The 15,208-nt window shown below is 71.0% G+C and carries 15 protein-coding genes and 2 pseudogenes; 8 read left to right on the forward strand and 9 right to left on the reverse strand.

Annotated elements, in window-relative coordinates; translation table 11 throughout:
- The first annotated feature begins 102 nt into the window (after positions 1-102).
- The 4 genes from ACFVXG_RS27690 (at position 103) to ACFVXG_RS27705 (ending at position 2,714) form a co-directional block, all read left to right on the forward strand.
- A complete protein-coding gene (locus tag ACFVXG_RS27690) occupies positions 103-270 on the forward strand; it encodes a hydrophobic protein (protein ID WP_387931151.1) in 168 nt (55 codons plus the stop codon).
- Positions 271-406: 136 nt separating this feature from the next.
- Complete coding sequence (locus ACFVXG_RS27695) at positions 407-547, forward strand: hypothetical protein (protein ID WP_387931152.1); 141 nt, start codon at positions 407-409, stop codon at positions 545-547.
- A 107-nt stretch (positions 548-654) separates the two neighbouring features.
- Positions 655-2,328: a cytochrome c oxidase subunit I gene (ctaD, locus tag ACFVXG_RS27700; protein WP_387931153.1), complete on the forward strand. Its 1,674-nt coding sequence runs from the start codon at positions 655-657 to the stop codon at positions 2,326-2,328.
- Complete coding sequence (locus tag ACFVXG_RS27705) at positions 2,325-2,714, forward strand: cytochrome c oxidase subunit 4 (RefSeq protein WP_387931154.1); 390 nt, start codon at positions 2,325-2,327, stop codon at positions 2,712-2,714. Before ctaD ends, ACFVXG_RS27705 begins: the two co-directional genes overlap by 4 nt.
- Positions 2,715-2,721: 7 nt before the next feature.
- On the opposite strand, the gene ACFVXG_RS27710 is transcribed toward ACFVXG_RS27705, so the two are convergent.
- The 5 genes from ACFVXG_RS27710 to ACFVXG_RS27730 all read right to left on the reverse strand — a co-directional run bounded on the left by ACFVXG_RS27710 (position 2,722) and on the right by ACFVXG_RS27730 (position 6,924).
- Entirely contained in the window at positions 2,722-4,347 is a 1,626-nt protein-coding gene (locus tag ACFVXG_RS27710; RefSeq protein WP_387931155.1) for a cytochrome bc complex cytochrome b subunit, read from the reverse strand.
- A 194-nt stretch (positions 4,348-4,541) separates the two neighbouring features.
- A complete protein-coding gene (locus ACFVXG_RS27715; RefSeq protein ID WP_387931156.1) occupies positions 4,542-5,102 on the reverse strand; it encodes a hemerythrin domain-containing protein in 561 nt (186 codons plus the stop codon).
- 42 nt (positions 5,103-5,144) lie between these two features.
- Positions 5,145-5,648, reverse strand: coding sequence for a hemerythrin domain-containing protein (locus ACFVXG_RS27720; protein WP_387931157.1), 504 nt, complete (start codon positions 5,646-5,648; stop codon positions 5,145-5,147).
- A 429-nt stretch (positions 5,649-6,077) separates the two neighbouring features.
- Positions 6,078-6,536 (reverse strand): SRPBCC family protein, encoded by a 459-nt coding sequence (locus ACFVXG_RS27725; protein ID WP_387931158.1) that lies wholly within the window; start codon positions 6,534-6,536, stop codon positions 6,078-6,080.
- 154 nt (positions 6,537-6,690) lie between these two features.
- The gene (locus ACFVXG_RS27730; RefSeq protein ID WP_387931159.1) at positions 6,691-6,924 is read right to left on the reverse strand and encodes a DUF6296 family protein; all 234 of its coding nucleotides are present in this window, start codon (positions 6,922-6,924) and stop codon (positions 6,691-6,693) included.
- 406 nt (positions 6,925-7,330) lie between these two features.
- Between ACFVXG_RS27730 and ACFVXG_RS27735 the strand changes: the two genes are divergently transcribed.
- Positions 7,331-8,218 (forward strand): Rieske 2Fe-2S domain-containing protein, encoded by an 888-nt coding sequence (locus ACFVXG_RS27735; RefSeq protein ID WP_387931160.1) that lies wholly within the window; start codon positions 7,331-7,333, stop codon positions 8,216-8,218.
- Positions 8,219-8,298: 80 nt separating this feature from the next.
- Here the strand turns inward: ACFVXG_RS27735 and ACFVXG_RS27740 are convergent, their stop codons facing one another.
- The 3 genes and pseudogenes from ACFVXG_RS27740 to ACFVXG_RS27750 form a co-directional block, all read right to left on the reverse strand.
- Positions 8,299-9,498, reverse strand: a complete 1,200-nt coding sequence (locus ACFVXG_RS27740; protein WP_387931161.1) for an IS110 family transposase — start codon at positions 9,496-9,498, stop codon at positions 8,299-8,301.
- Between the two features lie 816 nt (positions 9,499-10,314).
- Positions 10,315-10,734, reverse strand: a complete 420-nt coding sequence (locus ACFVXG_RS27745; protein WP_387931162.1) for a hypothetical protein — start codon at positions 10,732-10,734, stop codon at positions 10,315-10,317.
- A 292-nt stretch (positions 10,735-11,026) separates the two neighbouring features.
- Positions 11,027-11,824, reverse strand: a pseudogene (locus ACFVXG_RS27750) (helix-turn-helix transcriptional regulator); the annotation flags it as partial.
- Between ACFVXG_RS27750 and ACFVXG_RS27755 the strand changes: the two are divergent.
- Both ACFVXG_RS27755 and ACFVXG_RS27760 read left to right on the forward strand, forming a co-directional pair.
- Positions 11,823-12,377: pseudogene (locus ACFVXG_RS27755) on the forward strand (zinc-binding dehydrogenase); the annotation flags it as partial. The pseudogenes ACFVXG_RS27750 and ACFVXG_RS27755 overlap by 2 nt on opposite strands.
- A 107-nt stretch (positions 12,378-12,484) precedes the next feature.
- Positions 12,485-12,898 carry a cupin domain-containing protein gene (locus tag ACFVXG_RS27760; protein WP_387931163.1) on the forward strand — a complete coding sequence of 138 codons (414 nt, stop codon included), beginning with the start codon at positions 12,485-12,487 and terminating at the stop codon, positions 12,896-12,898.
- A gap of 81 nt (positions 12,899-12,979) precedes the next feature.
- Here the strand turns inward: ACFVXG_RS27760 and ACFVXG_RS27765 are convergent, their stop codons facing one another.
- On the reverse strand, positions 12,980-13,831 hold the full coding sequence (locus ACFVXG_RS27765; protein ID WP_387931164.1) for an aldo/keto reductase: 852 nt from the start codon (positions 13,829-13,831) through the stop codon (positions 12,980-12,982).
- 279 nt (positions 13,832-14,110) lie between these two features.
- Here ACFVXG_RS27765 and ACFVXG_RS27770 point away from each other — a divergent pair, with 279 nt between their 5' ends.
- Positions 14,111-15,004: a helix-turn-helix transcriptional regulator gene (locus ACFVXG_RS27770; protein WP_387931165.1), complete on the forward strand. Its 894-nt coding sequence runs from the start codon at positions 14,111-14,113 to the stop codon at positions 15,002-15,004.
- The last annotated feature ends 204 nt before the right edge of the window (positions 15,005-15,208 follow it).

Below are 15,208 nucleotides of genomic sequence, written 5' to 3' on the forward strand. Positions count from 1 at the left end.
CCTACCGCCGAATTGCCGACCGCGAAGGCGGGCGCATGGAACGGCGCGACCTGGGCAGACGCCGTATCCGAACGAACCACGACCGATGAGAGGGCGGTTCCCATGCTCCTACTCGTACTCATCCTGCTGCTCGCACTCATTCTGGGCGGTGCGGGCTTCGCCATCCACATTCTCTGGTGGGTGGCCCTCGCCGTCCTGGTGCTGTGGGTCCTCGGCTTCGTCGTCAACTCGGGTGGCCGGGGTGGGGGCCGACGCTGGTACCGGTGGTGACCCTCGAAGAGCCGGGGCGGGCCACGAACGGCTCCGCCCCGGTCCCCGCCACGCCTTCGGGCAAGCCGGGAACACGGTCCTGACCACCAGGAACGACAGCATCGGGGGACGGAAGCCCGATTCGCCGAACAGAGTGATGCGGCTCCTCAACGTGTACCCGACGACTCAACGCAAGCTCGCCGCCATCGCAGCCGCGGCGCTGGAAGAGCGGGCTGGCGAGCAGGGCACGGCGCACAAGCGCCCGAAGGAGGCGATCCGACTGGAGGGACGCCTCTGACCAGGGCAGGCTCCAGCTGTTTCGGGCGGGTCGTCCGTATGACGTGAGCAGCGGGTGTTTCCATGACTACGCCCGGTGCCACAGGCTGCCGCCCGAGGAGACGCGGAATGACGGACACCATCAGCCCGGCGGACGAAGCGGCGTCCAGAAGGCGGGTGCGGCGCGGACAGGCGGTGCTGGGGTGGCTGAGCACCACCGATCACAAGGTGATCGGGAACATGTACCTGGTCACGTCGTTCGGGTTCTTCCTGTTCGCCGGACTGCTCGCGATGCTGATGCGCGCCGAGCTGGCGCGGCCGGGGATGCAGTTGATGAGCAACCAGCAGTACAACGAGCTGTTCACCATCCACGGCACGATCATGATGCTGCTCTTCGCGACGCCGACGTTCGCGGGATTCGCCAACGCGGTGATGCCCCTGCAGATCGGCTCGCCGGATGTCGCCTTCCCCCGGCTGAACGCCTTCACCTACTGGGTGTTCCTGCTGGGCGGGCTGATGGTCGTCAGCGGCTTCCTGACCAGCAACGGTGCCGCCTCGTTCGGCTGGTTCGCCTACGCGCCGCTGAACGGCCCCGTCCACAGTCCGGGGACCGGCGCCGATCTGTGGACGATGGGCCTGGCGGTGGCGGGCCTGAGCACCATCCTGGGTGCAGTCAACTTCATCACCACCATCACCTGCCTGCGGGCGCCGGGGATGACGCTGTTCCGGATGCCGATCTTCACCTGGAACGTGCTGTTCACCTCGATCCTGGCCCTGTTCGCCTTCCCCGTCCTGACCGCCGCGCTGCTCTGCCTGGAGGCGGACCGCAAGTTCGGCGCCCACGTTTTCGACCCGGCCAACGGCGGCGCGCTCCTCTGGCAGCACCTGTTCTGGTTCTTCGGCCATCCCGAGGTCTACATCGTGGCGCTGCCGTTCTTCGGCATCGTCTCGGAGGTCCTGCCCGTCTTCAGCCGGAAACCGATCTTCGGCTACTACGGCCTGATCGGGGCCACCATCGCGATCACCGCACTGTCCGCGGTGGTGTGGGCGCACCACATGTTCGCCACCGGCCAGGTGCTGCTGCCCTTCTTCTCCCTGGCTTCGCTGCTGATCGCCGTACCGACCGGGGTGAAGTTCTTCAACTGGGTCGGCACCCTGTGGAACGGCTCGCTGTCCTTCGAGACGCCGATGCTGTTCTCCCTCGGGTTCCTGGTGACCTTCCTGCTCGGCGGCCTGACCGGAGTGCTGCTGGCCGCGCCGCCCATCGACTTCCACGTGACCGACAGCTACTTCGTCGTCGCCCACCTGCACTACGTCCTCTTCGGGACGGTCGTGTTCGCGACGTTCTCCGGCTTCTACTTCTGGTGGCCCAAGATCACCGGCAGGATGCTCGACGAGCGCCTCGGGCGAATTCACTTCTGGCTGCTCCTGCCCGCCTTCCAGGCCACCTTCCTCGTCCAGCACTGGCTCGGCGCCCAGGGCATGCCCCGCCGCTACGCCGACTACCTCGCGACGGACGGCTTCACGACCCTCAACACCGTCTCCACGATCGGCGCCTTCCTGCTCGGCGCCTCCACCCTGCCCTTCCTCTACAACGTCTGGTTCACCACCCGGCACGCGCCGAAGGTCTCCGAAGACGATCCCTGGGGGTACGGCCGCTCCCTGGAATGGGCAACGTCCTGCCCGCCGCCGCGCCACAACTTCCACGCCCTGCCGAGGATCCGATCCGAAGGGCCGGCCTTCGACCTCCACCACCCCGAACACTCACGGCAGGCCCTCGAAGCCGAGGAAGGAGCCCGGTGAAGGCCGAGGCCTACCTGTTCGCGGGCGTCGCCGCGTTCTTCGCCGCGGCGGCCGGGGTGTACAGCTGGTTCGCGCACGAGCCCGCCGGGAAGGCCGCGCTCGTCGTCGCCTGCCTGATGTCGACTCTGGTCGCGTTCTTCTTCTGGACCCAGCACGTCCGCCGGGGCCGGCGCCCGCAGGACCGCACGGACGCGGAGATCGTCTCCGGAGCGGGCCCGCTGGACTTCTTCGCTCCCCGCAGCTACTACCCGGCGCTCACGGCCGCCGGTGTCGCCTTGTTCGGGACCGGTGTGGTCTACGCACTGTGGCTCGTCCTGGTCGGCGCCGGAGTGACGGCTGCCGGGGTGGTGGGCGCGATGTTCCAGTACGCCAGCCGGGACGACTGAGCGGCGGTCACTCGCCCGGGACGCCGGCCCGGTCGCACACCGGGGCAGCTTCGGCCGTCTCCTCCGCGCTCGGCAACTCGATCCGGTCCTGGTAGAACCACGCGCTCAACCGGTGGCGCAGACGCTGGCGCCGTGTTGCCCCGGGCCCGGGCGGCGGCAACGGGCGGGGCAGGTTGCGCACGGTCAGCGTGTACCCTCGCTCCCTCGACAACGGTTCACGTCCGGAGTGGAAGGCGCCCTCGATCGCCTCGTGCACGTACCCGGTCTCCACTCCCCCGACCAGCAGCTCCCGGTCACGGGCCTGCAGGGCGAGCGCCAGGCGCTTGGCGAGCCAGAACGCCGCGACCGGCCCCGCGAACAACGCCACCCGCAGCACCCAGTTCAGACCTTCCACCGGCACGTCGAGCGTCCGCGCCACGACGTCCTGACCGCCCGCCACCAGCAGCACCACGTAGAACACGAATCCCGCGACCCCGAGCCCGGTGCGGGTGGGACGGTTGCGGGGCCGGTCGCACAGGTGCTGCTCGCCCCGCTCGCCCGTCACCCACTGCTCCAGGAACGGGTACGCGTAGAGGCAGACGAAGAACAGCAACGGGAACAGCACGGCCGGCACCAGGGGGTTCCAGGACACCGTGTGGCCCCACAGACCCGTCTCCGTGCCCGGCATCAACCGCAGCGCCCCCTCGATGAAGCCCATGTACCAGTCCGGTTGCGCATCCGTGGACGCCTGGTCCGGGCGGTACGGCCCGTACAGCCAGATCGGGTTGATCTGCGCGAGGGCGGCGGAGAGCGCCAACACACCGAAGACCATCGCCAGCAACCCGACCGTCTGGACCGTGAACCCGGGGAACAGCGGCTTGCCGACCACGTTCCGGTTGGTGCGGCCCGGCCCCGCCCACTGGGTGTGGGTCAGGTGGAAGACCAGGATCAGATGGGCCGTGACCAGGGCGACCAGCAGACCGGGCAGCAGCAGGATGTGGGCGCTGTAGAGGCGTGGCACGATGTCATGCCCGGGAAGGTCGCCGCCCCACAGGAAGTAGCTCAGGTAGCTGCCGACCAGCGGCACCGAGAGGATGAATCCCTGCGCGGTACGCAGCCCGGTGCCGGAGAGCAGGTCGTCGGGCAGGGAGTAGCCGGCGAACCCTTCGATCAGTCCCACCTGGAACAGCGTCAGGCCGACCATCCAGTTCAGCTCCCGGGGGCGGCGGAACGCTCCGGTGAAGAACACCCGCAGCAAGTGGGCGCCGATCGCGGTGGTGAACAGTAGCGCACCCCAGTGGTGGATCTGACGGATCAGCAGTCCGCCGCGGACGTCGAAGCTGATCGCCAGCGTGGAGGAGTACGCCGCGCTCACCCGCACGCCGTTCAGCGGCGGGTAGGTCCCGTGGTAGACCTCCTCGGCCATCGAGGGCTTGAAGAACAGCGTCAGATACACCCCGGTGAGCAGCAGCACGACGAAGCTGTAGAGCGCCAGTTCGCCCAGCAGGAAGGACCAGTGGTCGGGGAAGATCTTGCGGAGCAGGCCCTTCGCGCCGTCGAACAGCGGCAGGCGGCGGTCGAGCGCCACCGCCGTCGACTCCGCAGCCGGCCCTGCCCGGTGCCGCGTCCGGGCCTTCGTCCTCGACAGCACCATGTGCCCGCCGCCCTCCGTCCGTGCCGGCTCGTCCGACAGGCATAGCCCGGAAGGATCCCCTGGGCGGTACGGCGCGCCCCGGGACGGAGACTGTCACCCGGACGCCGTGGCAGAGCCTGGGCTCAGACGCCGGGCGTGCGCCAGAGCCAGGTGAGCAAACACCCTCCGGTACCGTCTCCTCCCGCACCGGGATGTCAGCTCGGTCCGCCCCAGGTCAGGAAGTCCCGCAGCCGTTGCACCACCGGGCGCTCGGGCGGTGGCAGGCGGTCGGCGGGGCGGTCAGTCGGGCGCTGGTGGCGGGGTCGGCCGGAGGCGTGTTCCTCGGTGTCTCGGGCACGGGCCGCAAGGCGTCGGAGTTCAACCTCGGTGGTGACGGCCCGTACGGCCGGGAAAAGCCGCGCCTCCTCGTCACCGGCATGCCGGGTGACCTCCTCGGCCAGGCGGGCCACAAGCCGGTCGAAGCGGGGCGAGTCCACCCGGGTCGGGCGGAGCTCCTGGAGGAGGGACTCCACCGCGCGATGGTCGGCGAGTTCGCGCTCCACCACGGCGGACCCGTCCGCCAGGCGGTCGCGGGCGAGCGGGTACAGGTGCTCCTCCTCGGCTCGGGTGTGCCGGACCAACTGGTCGGACACCAGATCGGCAAGCTCCTTGCGTTGCGGATCTCCGCTGGGCAGGCCGCTGAGTTCGCTGAAGTGGACCAGTACCGCCTGGTGGTCGGCGGTGAGCAGGTCAAGCAGGTCTTCGTCGTGGCGCACGGTTGGTCTCCTTCCTGCGGGTGTCGCTTCCGGCGGCCCGGTTCAGCCCTCCAAGGCGTCGGCGATCCGGTGCAGCACGCCTCCGGCAGTCGGATGACGCGGCGCCGTCTCACGTACGGCCTGCATCCGCTCGCCGAGCTCCCGCAGTTCGTTGCGGCCGAGCGCGGCCCGAACTCGCGGGAACCATTCCGTCTCCTCCTGTTCGATGTGCCGTTCGACCGCGTCGATCAGGACGGCGGTCTTGGCGTCATAGCCCTCGTCGTCAGGGTCCATCCGGCTCAGCTCCTCGCAGAGCAGATCGGCCACATGGTGTTCCTGCTCGGCCCGGTCCATCTCCTCGTCGAGCCCGGGCACCTCCTGGCGGATCCTGGGGTAGACCAGTTCGTCCTCCAGATAGGTGTGGACGGTCAGCGACTCGATGATCTGCTTGACTGTGCCGGCCCGTTCCGGGTCGTGGCCGTCCTGGGCGAATCCCTGGTACTCCCGGAACAGACGACGGACCTCCTTGTGGTCCTCCCGCAGCAGGACGATCGCATCGTTCGACATCGTTCATCTCCTCCTCGGCACGGTTTCCCCATCGGCCGGGCGTGTCCCCGGGTAGCCGGGAGGCAAACGCGATGCCGCCCGCAGGACTGCCGCCGCCGTTCCGGGGCATCCGCCCGGTACGTCCCGGTTCCGGAAACGACCACCGGGACGGCCAACGTCAGCCCGGCCGGGCCAGCGGACGGTGGCACCGGCCGCGCCAGGCAGCACCGACGGCGAGCTGCCCGGCCCGGCGTTCTGGGAGGAGTTCACCGAGCTGGGGGAGCAGCACCGCTTCCCCTCCCGGTGACGGCCTTCGGATGACGGTGGGGCAGGCTCGGTTCCGTGCGGGCGCCACCGTCACCCGATGCGGGCCCAAGCTCCCACAGCTGACCGCGTGCATGCGCGTGGCTCCGGTCCGTAGACCGGAGCCACTGGTGCCCCGGGGCGGAATCAGCTCGGGGTGATCCGGCCCCTCCAGCCGCCCTCCTCCCGGCCGTGCTGCTCGATGAACTCCTTGAACCGTTCGAGGTCGCCCTTCACCCGCCGGTCGACCACTCCCAGGACGTCCCCGACCTTCTCGGCCATGCCTTCGGGGCGGAAGTCGATGGCCATGTTGATGCGAGTGTGCCGGTCGTCGAGGCGCTGGAAGGTCACGACGCCTTTCTGCTCCACCGCGCCGTCCATGGTCCGCCAGGCGATCCGTTCATCGGGCAGCTGGTCGACGATCTCGGTGTCGAACTCCCGGCTGACGCCGCCGATGCTGGTCCGCCAGTGGTTGTGGCGGTCGTCAAGCTGGGTCACCGCGTCGACACCCTCCATGAACCGCGGGAACTCCTCGAACAGCGTCCACTGGTTGTAGGCGGTGTGCAGGGGAACGTCGACGTCGACCGACTCCTTCACCATGCTCATGCCGAAGCCTCCTCACGGGGTGAGACCGGGCCTTTCCCGGTCGACCGCGCGTCTGCCCGGCCAGCGCCGGCATAACCATCCCAGTGGGACTGGCCCGGAGTACCAGGCCAGTACAACGGCCCCTGTCTGATCACCGTCGGCCGATGACCTCCCGTCACGGAAGCGGCACGGCGTGCAGACAGGGGTGCTGACCGTCCTCGGGCTCCCCGAGAACGGTTGCGACCTCGCCGGTGATCTCCACCCTCAGGTCTCCGGCCTCGTCCTCCCAGACGAGGCCTCCCCCGGGTCCGACGACGTCGGTCGCGTGGACGACGACGACAACCGGCGGGGCATGGCCGCCGATCGCACCGGGCATGGTCACCGCGTAGCGGCGGTTCAGGTTTGTCATGGCGGACCTCCTTCTTCCCACCCTGCTGTGGCCGATTGTCCTCCCCGGACGGTTGCCCTGTACGCGGGATGCTGCACGCCGGAGCCTTGCGCTGGGCGGGCATGCCGACGAGCGCGGCTCACACCGCCGGTGCGGGCAGGACGATCAGGACAGCAGGCCGGAGGCTCCTGATCTTTCGGACAACCTCCGACTCCGGATGCGGAACAGGGGCCCGGCCCGGTCAGCGTGCCAGCACGACGGCCACGTCCAGACGGCCGTCGACCAGGGTGCGGGCCGCGTATGGGTGCCCGTGAGCCGGACGAGCGTGACCGATGCCCCGGCCCACCCGGGTACGCGCCTACCCGATGCACTGGAGCCCACGCACCGAACCGGGTTTGGCCACCCCCAACACGGCTAGCCGCCCGGTATGAACACCTCATCCCCGCAATCCCGACGGTGGTCCCTGCGCCTGCGCCGGGCCCTGGACGCGCCGACGCACTGGGAGTTCCTGGACGCCCCTTCCCGGCCGCTGGCCAAGACGATCGAATCCCTACCGCTCGGCCCGTACCGGGACGCCCTGCATGGGGTGTGGCTCGGCCACCCGCTCCACCCGGCCCTGGTCCAGCTGCCGATGGGATTCTGGACCTCGGCCTTCCTGCTGGACCTCGCACCCGGCCGACAGCGCTCGGCCGACGCCCTGGTGGCGGCCGGTCTGCTGACGGCGGGCCCGGCCGCGGTGGCGGGCTGGGTGGACTGGTCCCGGCTCGACCCGCCGCGCCGGCGCACCGGTTTGGTGCACGCGCTCGCCAACACCGGCGGCGTGCTGCTGTACACCGGTTCGCTGCTGGCCCGGTGCCGCGGGCACCGCGGTCGCGGCCGACTGCTCGGTCTGGCCGGGGCGGCCGCCGTCTCGGCCGGCGGCGTGCTCGGCGGGCACCTGGCCTACCGGCAGGCGGCGGGACCGAACCGGGCTGCCGCCGTACCCCGGCTGGCGCCTCCCGACTGGGTCGAGCTCGGCCGGGTCGAGGACTTCCCCGCCGGGCAGCCGGTCCGCCGCAGGGCGGGCGAACTCCGCGTGGTCGTGGTCCGCGACGGGGACCGCTGCCGCGTCCTCGCGGAGCGCTGCACCCACCTCTCCGGCCCGCTCTCGGAAGGCGCCGTCGCCGACGGTTGCCTGCGCTGCCCCTGGCACGGCAGCGAATTCCGGCTGCGTGACGGCCAAGTCGTCAGCGGCCCGGCCACCGCGCCGCAGCCCGTCCTGGAGACCCGGGTGCTCTCCGGACACCTGGAGGTTCGGCTGCCCGGAGCGGGCTGACCGACCCTACCGAGTCTCGCTTCGCCCGGGCGAGCCGGGGCAGCCGCGCGGGGAGCAGTCCAGGAGTCTCAATGATTGAGTCAAGCCGCCTGCGTGACCGGATCGGGGGTGAAGACCCGGTTGTCGCGCAGGAGCGCCCACAGGACGCTGACGCGTCGGCGGGCCAGGGCGATGACCGCTTGAACGTGCTTGCAGCCCTCGGTGCGCTTCTTGAGGTAGAAGTCCCGGTTGGGGCCGTCCTTGATGATGCTGGTCTGCGCGGACATGTAGAGTACCCGTCGCAGGCGGCGGCTGTAGCGCTTGGGCCGGTACATGTTGCCGGTGCGGCGTCCGGAGTCGCGGGGGACGGGCACGAGCCCGGCCGCCGAGGCGAGGTGTCCGGCGTCGGCGTAGGCCGTCAGGTCGCCGGCGGCGACGATGAGCTCGGCTCCGAGTATCGGGCCGATGCCGGGCAGGGATTCGATGATCGCGGCCTGCGGGTGGGTGTGGAAGGTGTCGCGGATCTGCTTGTCGATCCGCTTGAGCCGATCGTCCAGGGCCAGGATCTGTGTGGCCAGGTCGGCGACGATCGCGGCGGCAATGTCCTCGCCGGGCAGCACGGTCCGCTGGGCGTCGGCGGCCTCCACCGCGGTGGCCGCGACCGCGTCGGCGCCGCGCACGCTGCGGTTCGCCAGCCAGGCCGTCAACCGGGCCCGGCCACGGTGGCGCAGGGCGGCGGGGGTCTGGTAGCCGGTCAGCAGGACCAGGGCGCCCTTGTGGGAGGAGTAGTCGAAGGCTCTCTCCAGAGCGGGGAAGATGCCGGTCAGCGCGTCGCGGAGCCGGTTGATCATCCGGACCCGGTCGGCGACCAGGTCCGATCGGTGCGCGGTCAGCAGCGCGAGGTCGGCCGCGAGCTGGGCGGGCACATCGATCGCGGTGAAGTCCCGTCGGTAGCGTGCGGTCTCGGCGATGACGTAGGCGTCGCGAGCGTCGGTCTTCGCCTCGCCCCGGTAGGCGCCGGACATCCGGTTGACGGTCCGGCCGGGCACGTAAACGGCCTGCTGGCCGTGGGCCGCGAGCAGGGCCAGCAGCAGGGGGGAGGACGTCCCGGAGATGTCCACCGCCCAGTGCACCGCGTTGGCCAGGTCGAGGATCTCGCCGAGCGCGGTCAGGATGGCGCTTTCGTCGTTGTCGATCTTCTTGGACCACAGCGTCGCGCCGGCTTCGTCGACCACCGCTGCCCAGTGGTGCCCCTTGCCGGCGTCAACTCCCGCCCAGACCTGGGTCCTTCGCTCGCTCACTCGCCCCTCCTCGACCTCGCCGGTATCCCGTTGGCCCGAGGAACACCCCGCTGTCGTCTCCGTAATCAGCGACCGCACATGGCGCGCACATCTCAATCAGCAGCCAGGGCGCCCCGGAGGGTCGGACGGCCACTCCAGGTAAGCCACTGAAGGCAAGGAACCATAAGCCACATCCGGCCCTCCCGGGCCGTCCAACACCTTACGGAGGAGCCATGACCGCCGTCGCCCCCGATCCCGCGCCCGCCGTTGTCCCGCCGGAACGCCGGAGCCGCACCGGGGTCCGGCTCGCGGCCGTCCCCGCCGGGCACGGCGAACCGCTGGTCTTCACCGTGCACCACCTGGAGAACCCGTACGAGGCCTCGCCCTCCGGCCACATCGCCCGGCTGGACGTCCTGGTGCCCGCGGCCCAGCCGCTGATCACCCTCACCCCCGGCGCCGCCACCGCGGTCGCCACCGGGTGGGGACGGCGGCCGGCCGGCCTGTCCCACTCCCACGCCGACAGGGGCCGCGCGGGCGCAGGGCGGGACTCAGCTGGCCCAAGTGCTGCCCACACCACAGCACTTCGAGCAAGCCACCGAGCTGGTGGCGGAGGAGGCGATGGCCCGCGCGGTCACCTGCGGCAACGACCCGCAGCAGCACACCGACCGGTTGCGGAGCTACGTCGACGCGGGCTTTCGACGAGGTGTACGTGGGCCAGATCGGGCCGGAGCAGGAGGGCTTCTTCGACTTCTACCGCGAGCACGTCCTACCTCGGATGGCGTGAGAGGACCACCAGGACGCCATGGCGGCAATCCCAACCATGACCTTCGACACCGGTCAGTGGCCGAACAAGTGACGCCTCCGGGTGCCTCGCGCCGGTTCCACCGACGCGCCGTCGGCTCGGCCTCCCTGCTTGGCAGCCCGTTCCTTCGGCGGTGCGATCGACTCCCCGGGCGCCGCCATGGGCGCGACGGGCTCCGCCCTTCGGGCGGGTTGCACCGGGTAGGTCTCTCGGCGGGCGGTCCGGCGTGTGCCGCGACGAACCGGGTGTCGGGTCAGGCGCATCAGCGCCAGGCCGAGGCAGAACACCAGCGCGAGACCCAGGCCGGCCAGGAAGATGCCCAGGCTGTCGAGCGTCGCCAGGCCGTTGCCCAGGATGGTCACCTGGTACTCGGGCCCGCCGGAAAGGTTGTCGGCGATCAGCAGCCCGGCGAACGCGCCGGACGCCGCCATCAGCAGAAGTCCTAGCAGCAACATGGGGGTTCCTTCCCTCCTGGATTCAGCGGCCCCCACCGCGTCGCGCCTACCCGGCCTGGCGTTCTCCTAACGCTGCATGTCGAGGAGCCGGTCCCGCGTGGGTACAGCCGGTAGGGGGCGAAAGCGCGGCCGTGGTCGGCTGCGCCACGTTGCACATGCGGATCCCGCGGGCGAGTACGGCCGCTCGGTGCCGGAGCGATCGAGCAGGAAGGGGTGGCCCGCCGCCACCGGGCTCCCGATCGAGGCCCACGATCCGACCCCGGTGCCGGCCCCTCCCGTGGGCCGTGTCGGATCACTTCCGGTGCGGCCCCGCCGGCCGGACGCCCGGCCGGACGTCCGCCTCGGTTTCGCGGGTGGCGGCCCAGGAGGCGAGTAGGCGCAGGCCCTGTTCGCTGGGGCTGCCGGGTTCGGCGGTGTAGACGGTGAGGGTGAGGCCGGGTTCGGCGGTCAGCTCCAGGCCCTCGTAGGCGAGGGTGAGGTCGCCGACCGCCGGGTGGTGGAAGCGTTTGGTGCCGGTGCCGTGGTGACGGACGTCGTGGGCGCCCCAGCGGGTGCGGAACTCGTCGCTGCGGGTGGAGAGTTCGCCGACCAGGTCGTGGAGGTCCTTGTCGTGGGGGTCGCGGCCGGCCTCGGTGCGCAGGATGGCGACGGAGATGTCGGCGGCCTGCTCCCAGTCGGGGTAGAAGCGTCGGGAGGCGGGGTCGAGGAAGTTGAACCGGGCCAGGTTGTTCCTGTTGCCGGGCATGTCGAACACCTGCGAGTAGAAGGCGCGGGCGAGCTGGTTGGCGGCGAGCAGGTCCATCCGGCCGTTGCGCACGAAGGCGGGGCCGGCGGTGACGGCGTCGAGCATCCACTGCAGGCTGGGGCGCGGCGCCCACCCGCGGCCGGTGCGGCGGCGGGGCCGGGCGAGGGCATCGGAGCCGTCGGCCGCCTGGGCGAGGTGCAGCAGGTGGGCGCGTTCGGCGTCGTCGAGCTGAAGGGCGCGGGCAACGGCTTCCAGGACGGACGGCGAGGCGCCGGCGACGTTGCCGCGCTCCAGTTTCGCGTAGTACTCGACGCTCAGGTCCGCGAGGGCGGCGACCTCGCTGGCGGATGCCGCCGAGGTCCGTCCCGGCTCCACGGCCGTGGTGGTGGGTGACGGCGCTGTCGGCCTGTGCGCGGTCATCGCCGCGAGGGAGATGGGCGCGGAGCGGATCATCGCCATGTCCCGCCACGCCTCCCGGCAGAAGCTCGCCCTGGAGTTCGGCGCCACCGACATCGTCACCGAGCGTGGCGCGGAGGGCATCGCCCGGATCAAGGAGCTGACCGGCGGCATCGGCGTCGACAGTGTGCTGGAGTGCGTCGGCACCGCCCAGGCCATGCAGCAGGCCCTACACTCGGCCCGTCCCGGCGGCAGCGTCGGCTTCGTCGGCGTCCCGCACGAAGTCGCCGTCGACGGCCAGGAGCTGTTCTTCTCCCACGTTGGCCTGCGCGGCGGCCCCGCGCCGGTACGCCGCTACCTGCCCGACCTGATCGACCGCGTCCTCGCGGGGCGGATCGACCCCGGCAAGGTCTTCGACCTCACTCTGCCCCTCGCCGAGGTCGCCGAGGGCTACAAGGCGATGGATGAGCGCCGCGCCATCAAGGCCCTCCTCAAGCCCTGACTGCGCCGGGGCGCGGCGCGACCGACAACGCCGCCGTGCCCGTCGACGGCGGCTACGTCACCCGCTGAACCCCCAGCACTTCCACCACCTGAAAAGGACCGACCGCCTTGGAATTCGTCCAGCCCCAGCCCACCAGCAAGGCCCCCGCCAACTGGTTCACCGGCGACGTCTGGTGGGACGTCGTCGTCGCCGGCCAGGCCCCCTCCCGGATGCGAGCCAACCTGGTGCACTTCGCCCCCGGCGCCCGCACCCACTGGCACACCCACGCGGTGGGCCAGACCCTGCACGTCGTCTCCGGCACCGCCCTGATCGGCACCCGCGACGGCACCCTCTTCGAGGCCCACCCTGGCGAGACGGTCAGCTGCCCACCCGGTGAGGACCACTGGCACGGCGCCGCCCCCGACCGCTTCATGGAGCACATCGCGATGTGGGAAGCCACCAGCGACGGCAGCCCCGAGACCGCCTGGGCCGAGCCCGTCACCGACGAGCAGTACAGCGGCCCCCGCACCCGCCGCCGATAGGGGGCGGCCCGGCCGCCGTGTCGTCCTGTCGGGCCACGGCGCGGGCCCGCCCCGCCACGGTCCGCGCCCCCGGAGAGGTGTTCAGCCGTCGAGTCGGCGCTTACTGAGCCAGGCGACCATCTCGGGGTCGTGGTGGTCGAAGAACAGCGTCTTGCCGGTGTCGAGGGCGGTGATGGTGGCCATCTGGTCGTCGGTCAGGTGAAAGTCGAAGACGTCGATGTTCTGCGCCATCCGGTCGGGGTTGACGGACTTGGGGATAGTGACGATGTCGCGCTGGATGAGCCAGCGGAGCACGACCTGGGCGACGGACTTGCCGTGCGCGTCGCCGATGCCGGCGAGGACGGGGTGGGTGAACAGGTCGTTCTTGCCTTCGGCGAAGCCGCCCCACGCCTGGTGCTGGACACGATGCTCGCGCATCAGCGCGTGGTCGGCGGCGCGCTGGAAGAACGGATGGGTCTCGATCTGGTTGACCTGCGGGGTGATCTCGTTGTTGAGGATCAGGTCCAGGAGCCGGTCGGGGTAGAAATTGGCGACGCCGATCGCCCGCGCCAGGCCCTCGCGGTTGGCGGCCTCCACGGCACGCCACTGGCCGTAGACATCGCCGTAGGGCTGGTGCATCAGATACAGGTCGACGTGGTCCAGGCCGAGCTTGGCCAGGGAGGTCTCCAGGCTGCGGCGGGTGTTGTCCTGGGCGGGGGCGTCCTGGACCCACAGCTTCGTGGTGACGAACAGCTCCTCGCGGGGGATGCCGCTGCCCTTGATGGCGCGGCCGACAGCCTCCTCGTTGCCGTAGGCGGCGGCGGTGTCCAGGAGTCGGTAGCCGACGGCGAGGGCGTCTGTGACGGCCCGCTCGGTCCGGTCGGCGGGGATCTGGTAGACGCCGAAGCCGAGGATCGGCATCTCGGCGCCGTTGTTCAGGGTGACGTGCTGCACGGTGTACTTCCTCATCATTCGATCTGGGGCGACGCCGTTCGGCCGGGACCGGGATTCACGGAACGCCGATCTCAGCGTGACCCGCACACCGCCGGACCGCCCGGCGGTCTGCGAGGGCCGGGCAGGCCGACGGGCGCGCAGCAGCGGCATCACGACGGCTTTCCGGACGGACTTCCTCCAGCCAACACCGCCCAGGACGCCGACGGGACGGTGTGCAGGACCCTGACAGGGACCCCCGAGCCAGTGCCCCCGCGAGGTACGCGGTCGTAAGGTCGGGACATGGACCGCCGCAGCGAGATCCGCGACTTCCTCACCATCCGCCGAGCCCGCGTCACCCCCGAGCAGGCCGGCCTCATCCTCTCCCCGCTTTCCGGCGCCCGCCGTGTCCCGGGCCTGCGCCGTGAGGAGGTCGCCCAGCTCTCCGGCGTCAGCGTTCCCTACTACACCCGACTGGAACGTGGCGATGCCCGCGGCGCCACCGACGCCGTCCTCGACGCCATCGCGCGCGCCCTCCGGCTGGACGACGCCGAGCGCGCCCACCTCTTCGACCTCGTCCGCGCCACCAACGCCCCCACTGCGGGCACCGCAGCGCCTTCCCGGCCCGCCCGGCAGCCCGTCCGCCCCGGCCTGCGCGACCTCGTCGAGACGATCAGCGGTGTCCCCGCCTACATCCGCAACGCCCGCCTCGACCTCCTCGTGGGCAACGCCCTCGCCCACGCCCTGTTCGCCCCGATCTTCGACAGCCCCGCCCGCCCGGCGAACGCCGCCCGCTTCACCTTCCTCGACCCCGCTGCCCCGACGTTCTACCCCGGCTGGGACGCCGTCGCCGACCAGACCGTCGCAACTCTGCGCGCCGAGGTCGGCCGCAGCCCCTACGACAAAGCGCTGTCCGACCTGATCGGTGAACTCTCCACCCGTGGCGGCGAGGCTTTCCGCCGGCGTTGGGCCCTCCACGACGTCCGCCGCCACCGCACCGGCGCGAAACGCGTCAACCACCCCCTCGTCGGCGAGCTCACCTTCACCTACGAGACCACTCAGCTCACCGCGGACGACGGCCTGTACCTCATCCTGTGCAGCGTCCCGCCCGGCAGTCGCGACGCCGAAACCCTGGGCCTCCTCGCCAGCTGGAACAGCCCCCGGCCCGCAGGCGGGACATCGACGCGTAGAACGTGACCGGGAATCTCGGTACACGGAGAGCGACGAGCATGCTGCTGCCCCGGCCAGGATCGGAGAGCACCGGCAGTGACTCAACGCGGTGCAGCAGCTCGGACGCAACCTGGCGTTCGGCGGGTTCGAGGATCAGGTCGACGTCCTGGCGCACGGCTGCGCCCCCGGCTGTGAGCTCCGGCTGGACGTCCCGGCGGACACGCGGGCTCC

The organism is Kitasatospora sp. NPDC058162 (assembly GCF_042884005.1).
Classification (GTDB): Bacteria; Actinomycetota; Actinomycetes; order Streptomycetales; family Streptomycetaceae; genus Kitasatospora.

What these genes read in the sequence shown, in the direction of transcription:
- ACFVXG_RS27690 (WP_387931151.1), top strand. Translation starts at nt 103, where the DNA reads ATGCTCCTACTCGTACTCATCCTGCTGCTCGCACTCATTCTGGGCGGT.
- ACFVXG_RS27695 (WP_387931152.1), top strand. Translation starts at nt 407, where the DNA reads ATGCGGCTCCTCAACGTGTACCCGACGACTCAACGCAAGCTCGCCGCC.
- ctaD (WP_387931153.1), top strand. Translation starts at nt 655, where the DNA reads ATGACGGACACCATCAGCCCGGCGGACGAAGCGGCGTCCAGAAGGCGG.
- ACFVXG_RS27710 (WP_387931155.1), bottom strand. Translation starts at nt 4,347, where the DNA reads ATGGTGCTGTCGAGGACGAAGGCCCGGACGCGGCACCGGGCAGGGCCG.
- ACFVXG_RS27720 (WP_387931157.1), bottom strand. Translation starts at nt 5,648, where the DNA reads ATGTCGAACGATGCGATCGTCCTGCTGCGGGAGGACCACAAGGAGGTC.
- ACFVXG_RS27725 (WP_387931158.1), bottom strand. Translation starts at nt 6,536, where the DNA reads ATGAGCATGGTGAAGGAGTCGGTCGACGTCGACGTTCCCCTGCACACC.
- ACFVXG_RS27730 (WP_387931159.1), bottom strand. Translation starts at nt 6,924, where the DNA reads ATGACAAACCTGAACCGCCGCTACGCGGTGACCATGCCCGGTGCGATC.
- ACFVXG_RS27735 (WP_387931160.1), top strand. Translation starts at nt 7,331, where the DNA reads ATGAACACCTCATCCCCGCAATCCCGACGGTGGTCCCTGCGCCTGCGC.
- ACFVXG_RS27745 (WP_387931162.1), bottom strand. Translation starts at nt 10,734, where the DNA reads ATGTTGCTGCTAGGACTTCTGCTGATGGCGGCGTCCGGCGCGTTCGCC.
- ACFVXG_RS27770 (WP_387931165.1), top strand. Translation starts at nt 14,111, where the DNA reads ATGGACCGCCGCAGCGAGATCCGCGACTTCCTCACCATCCGCCGAGCC.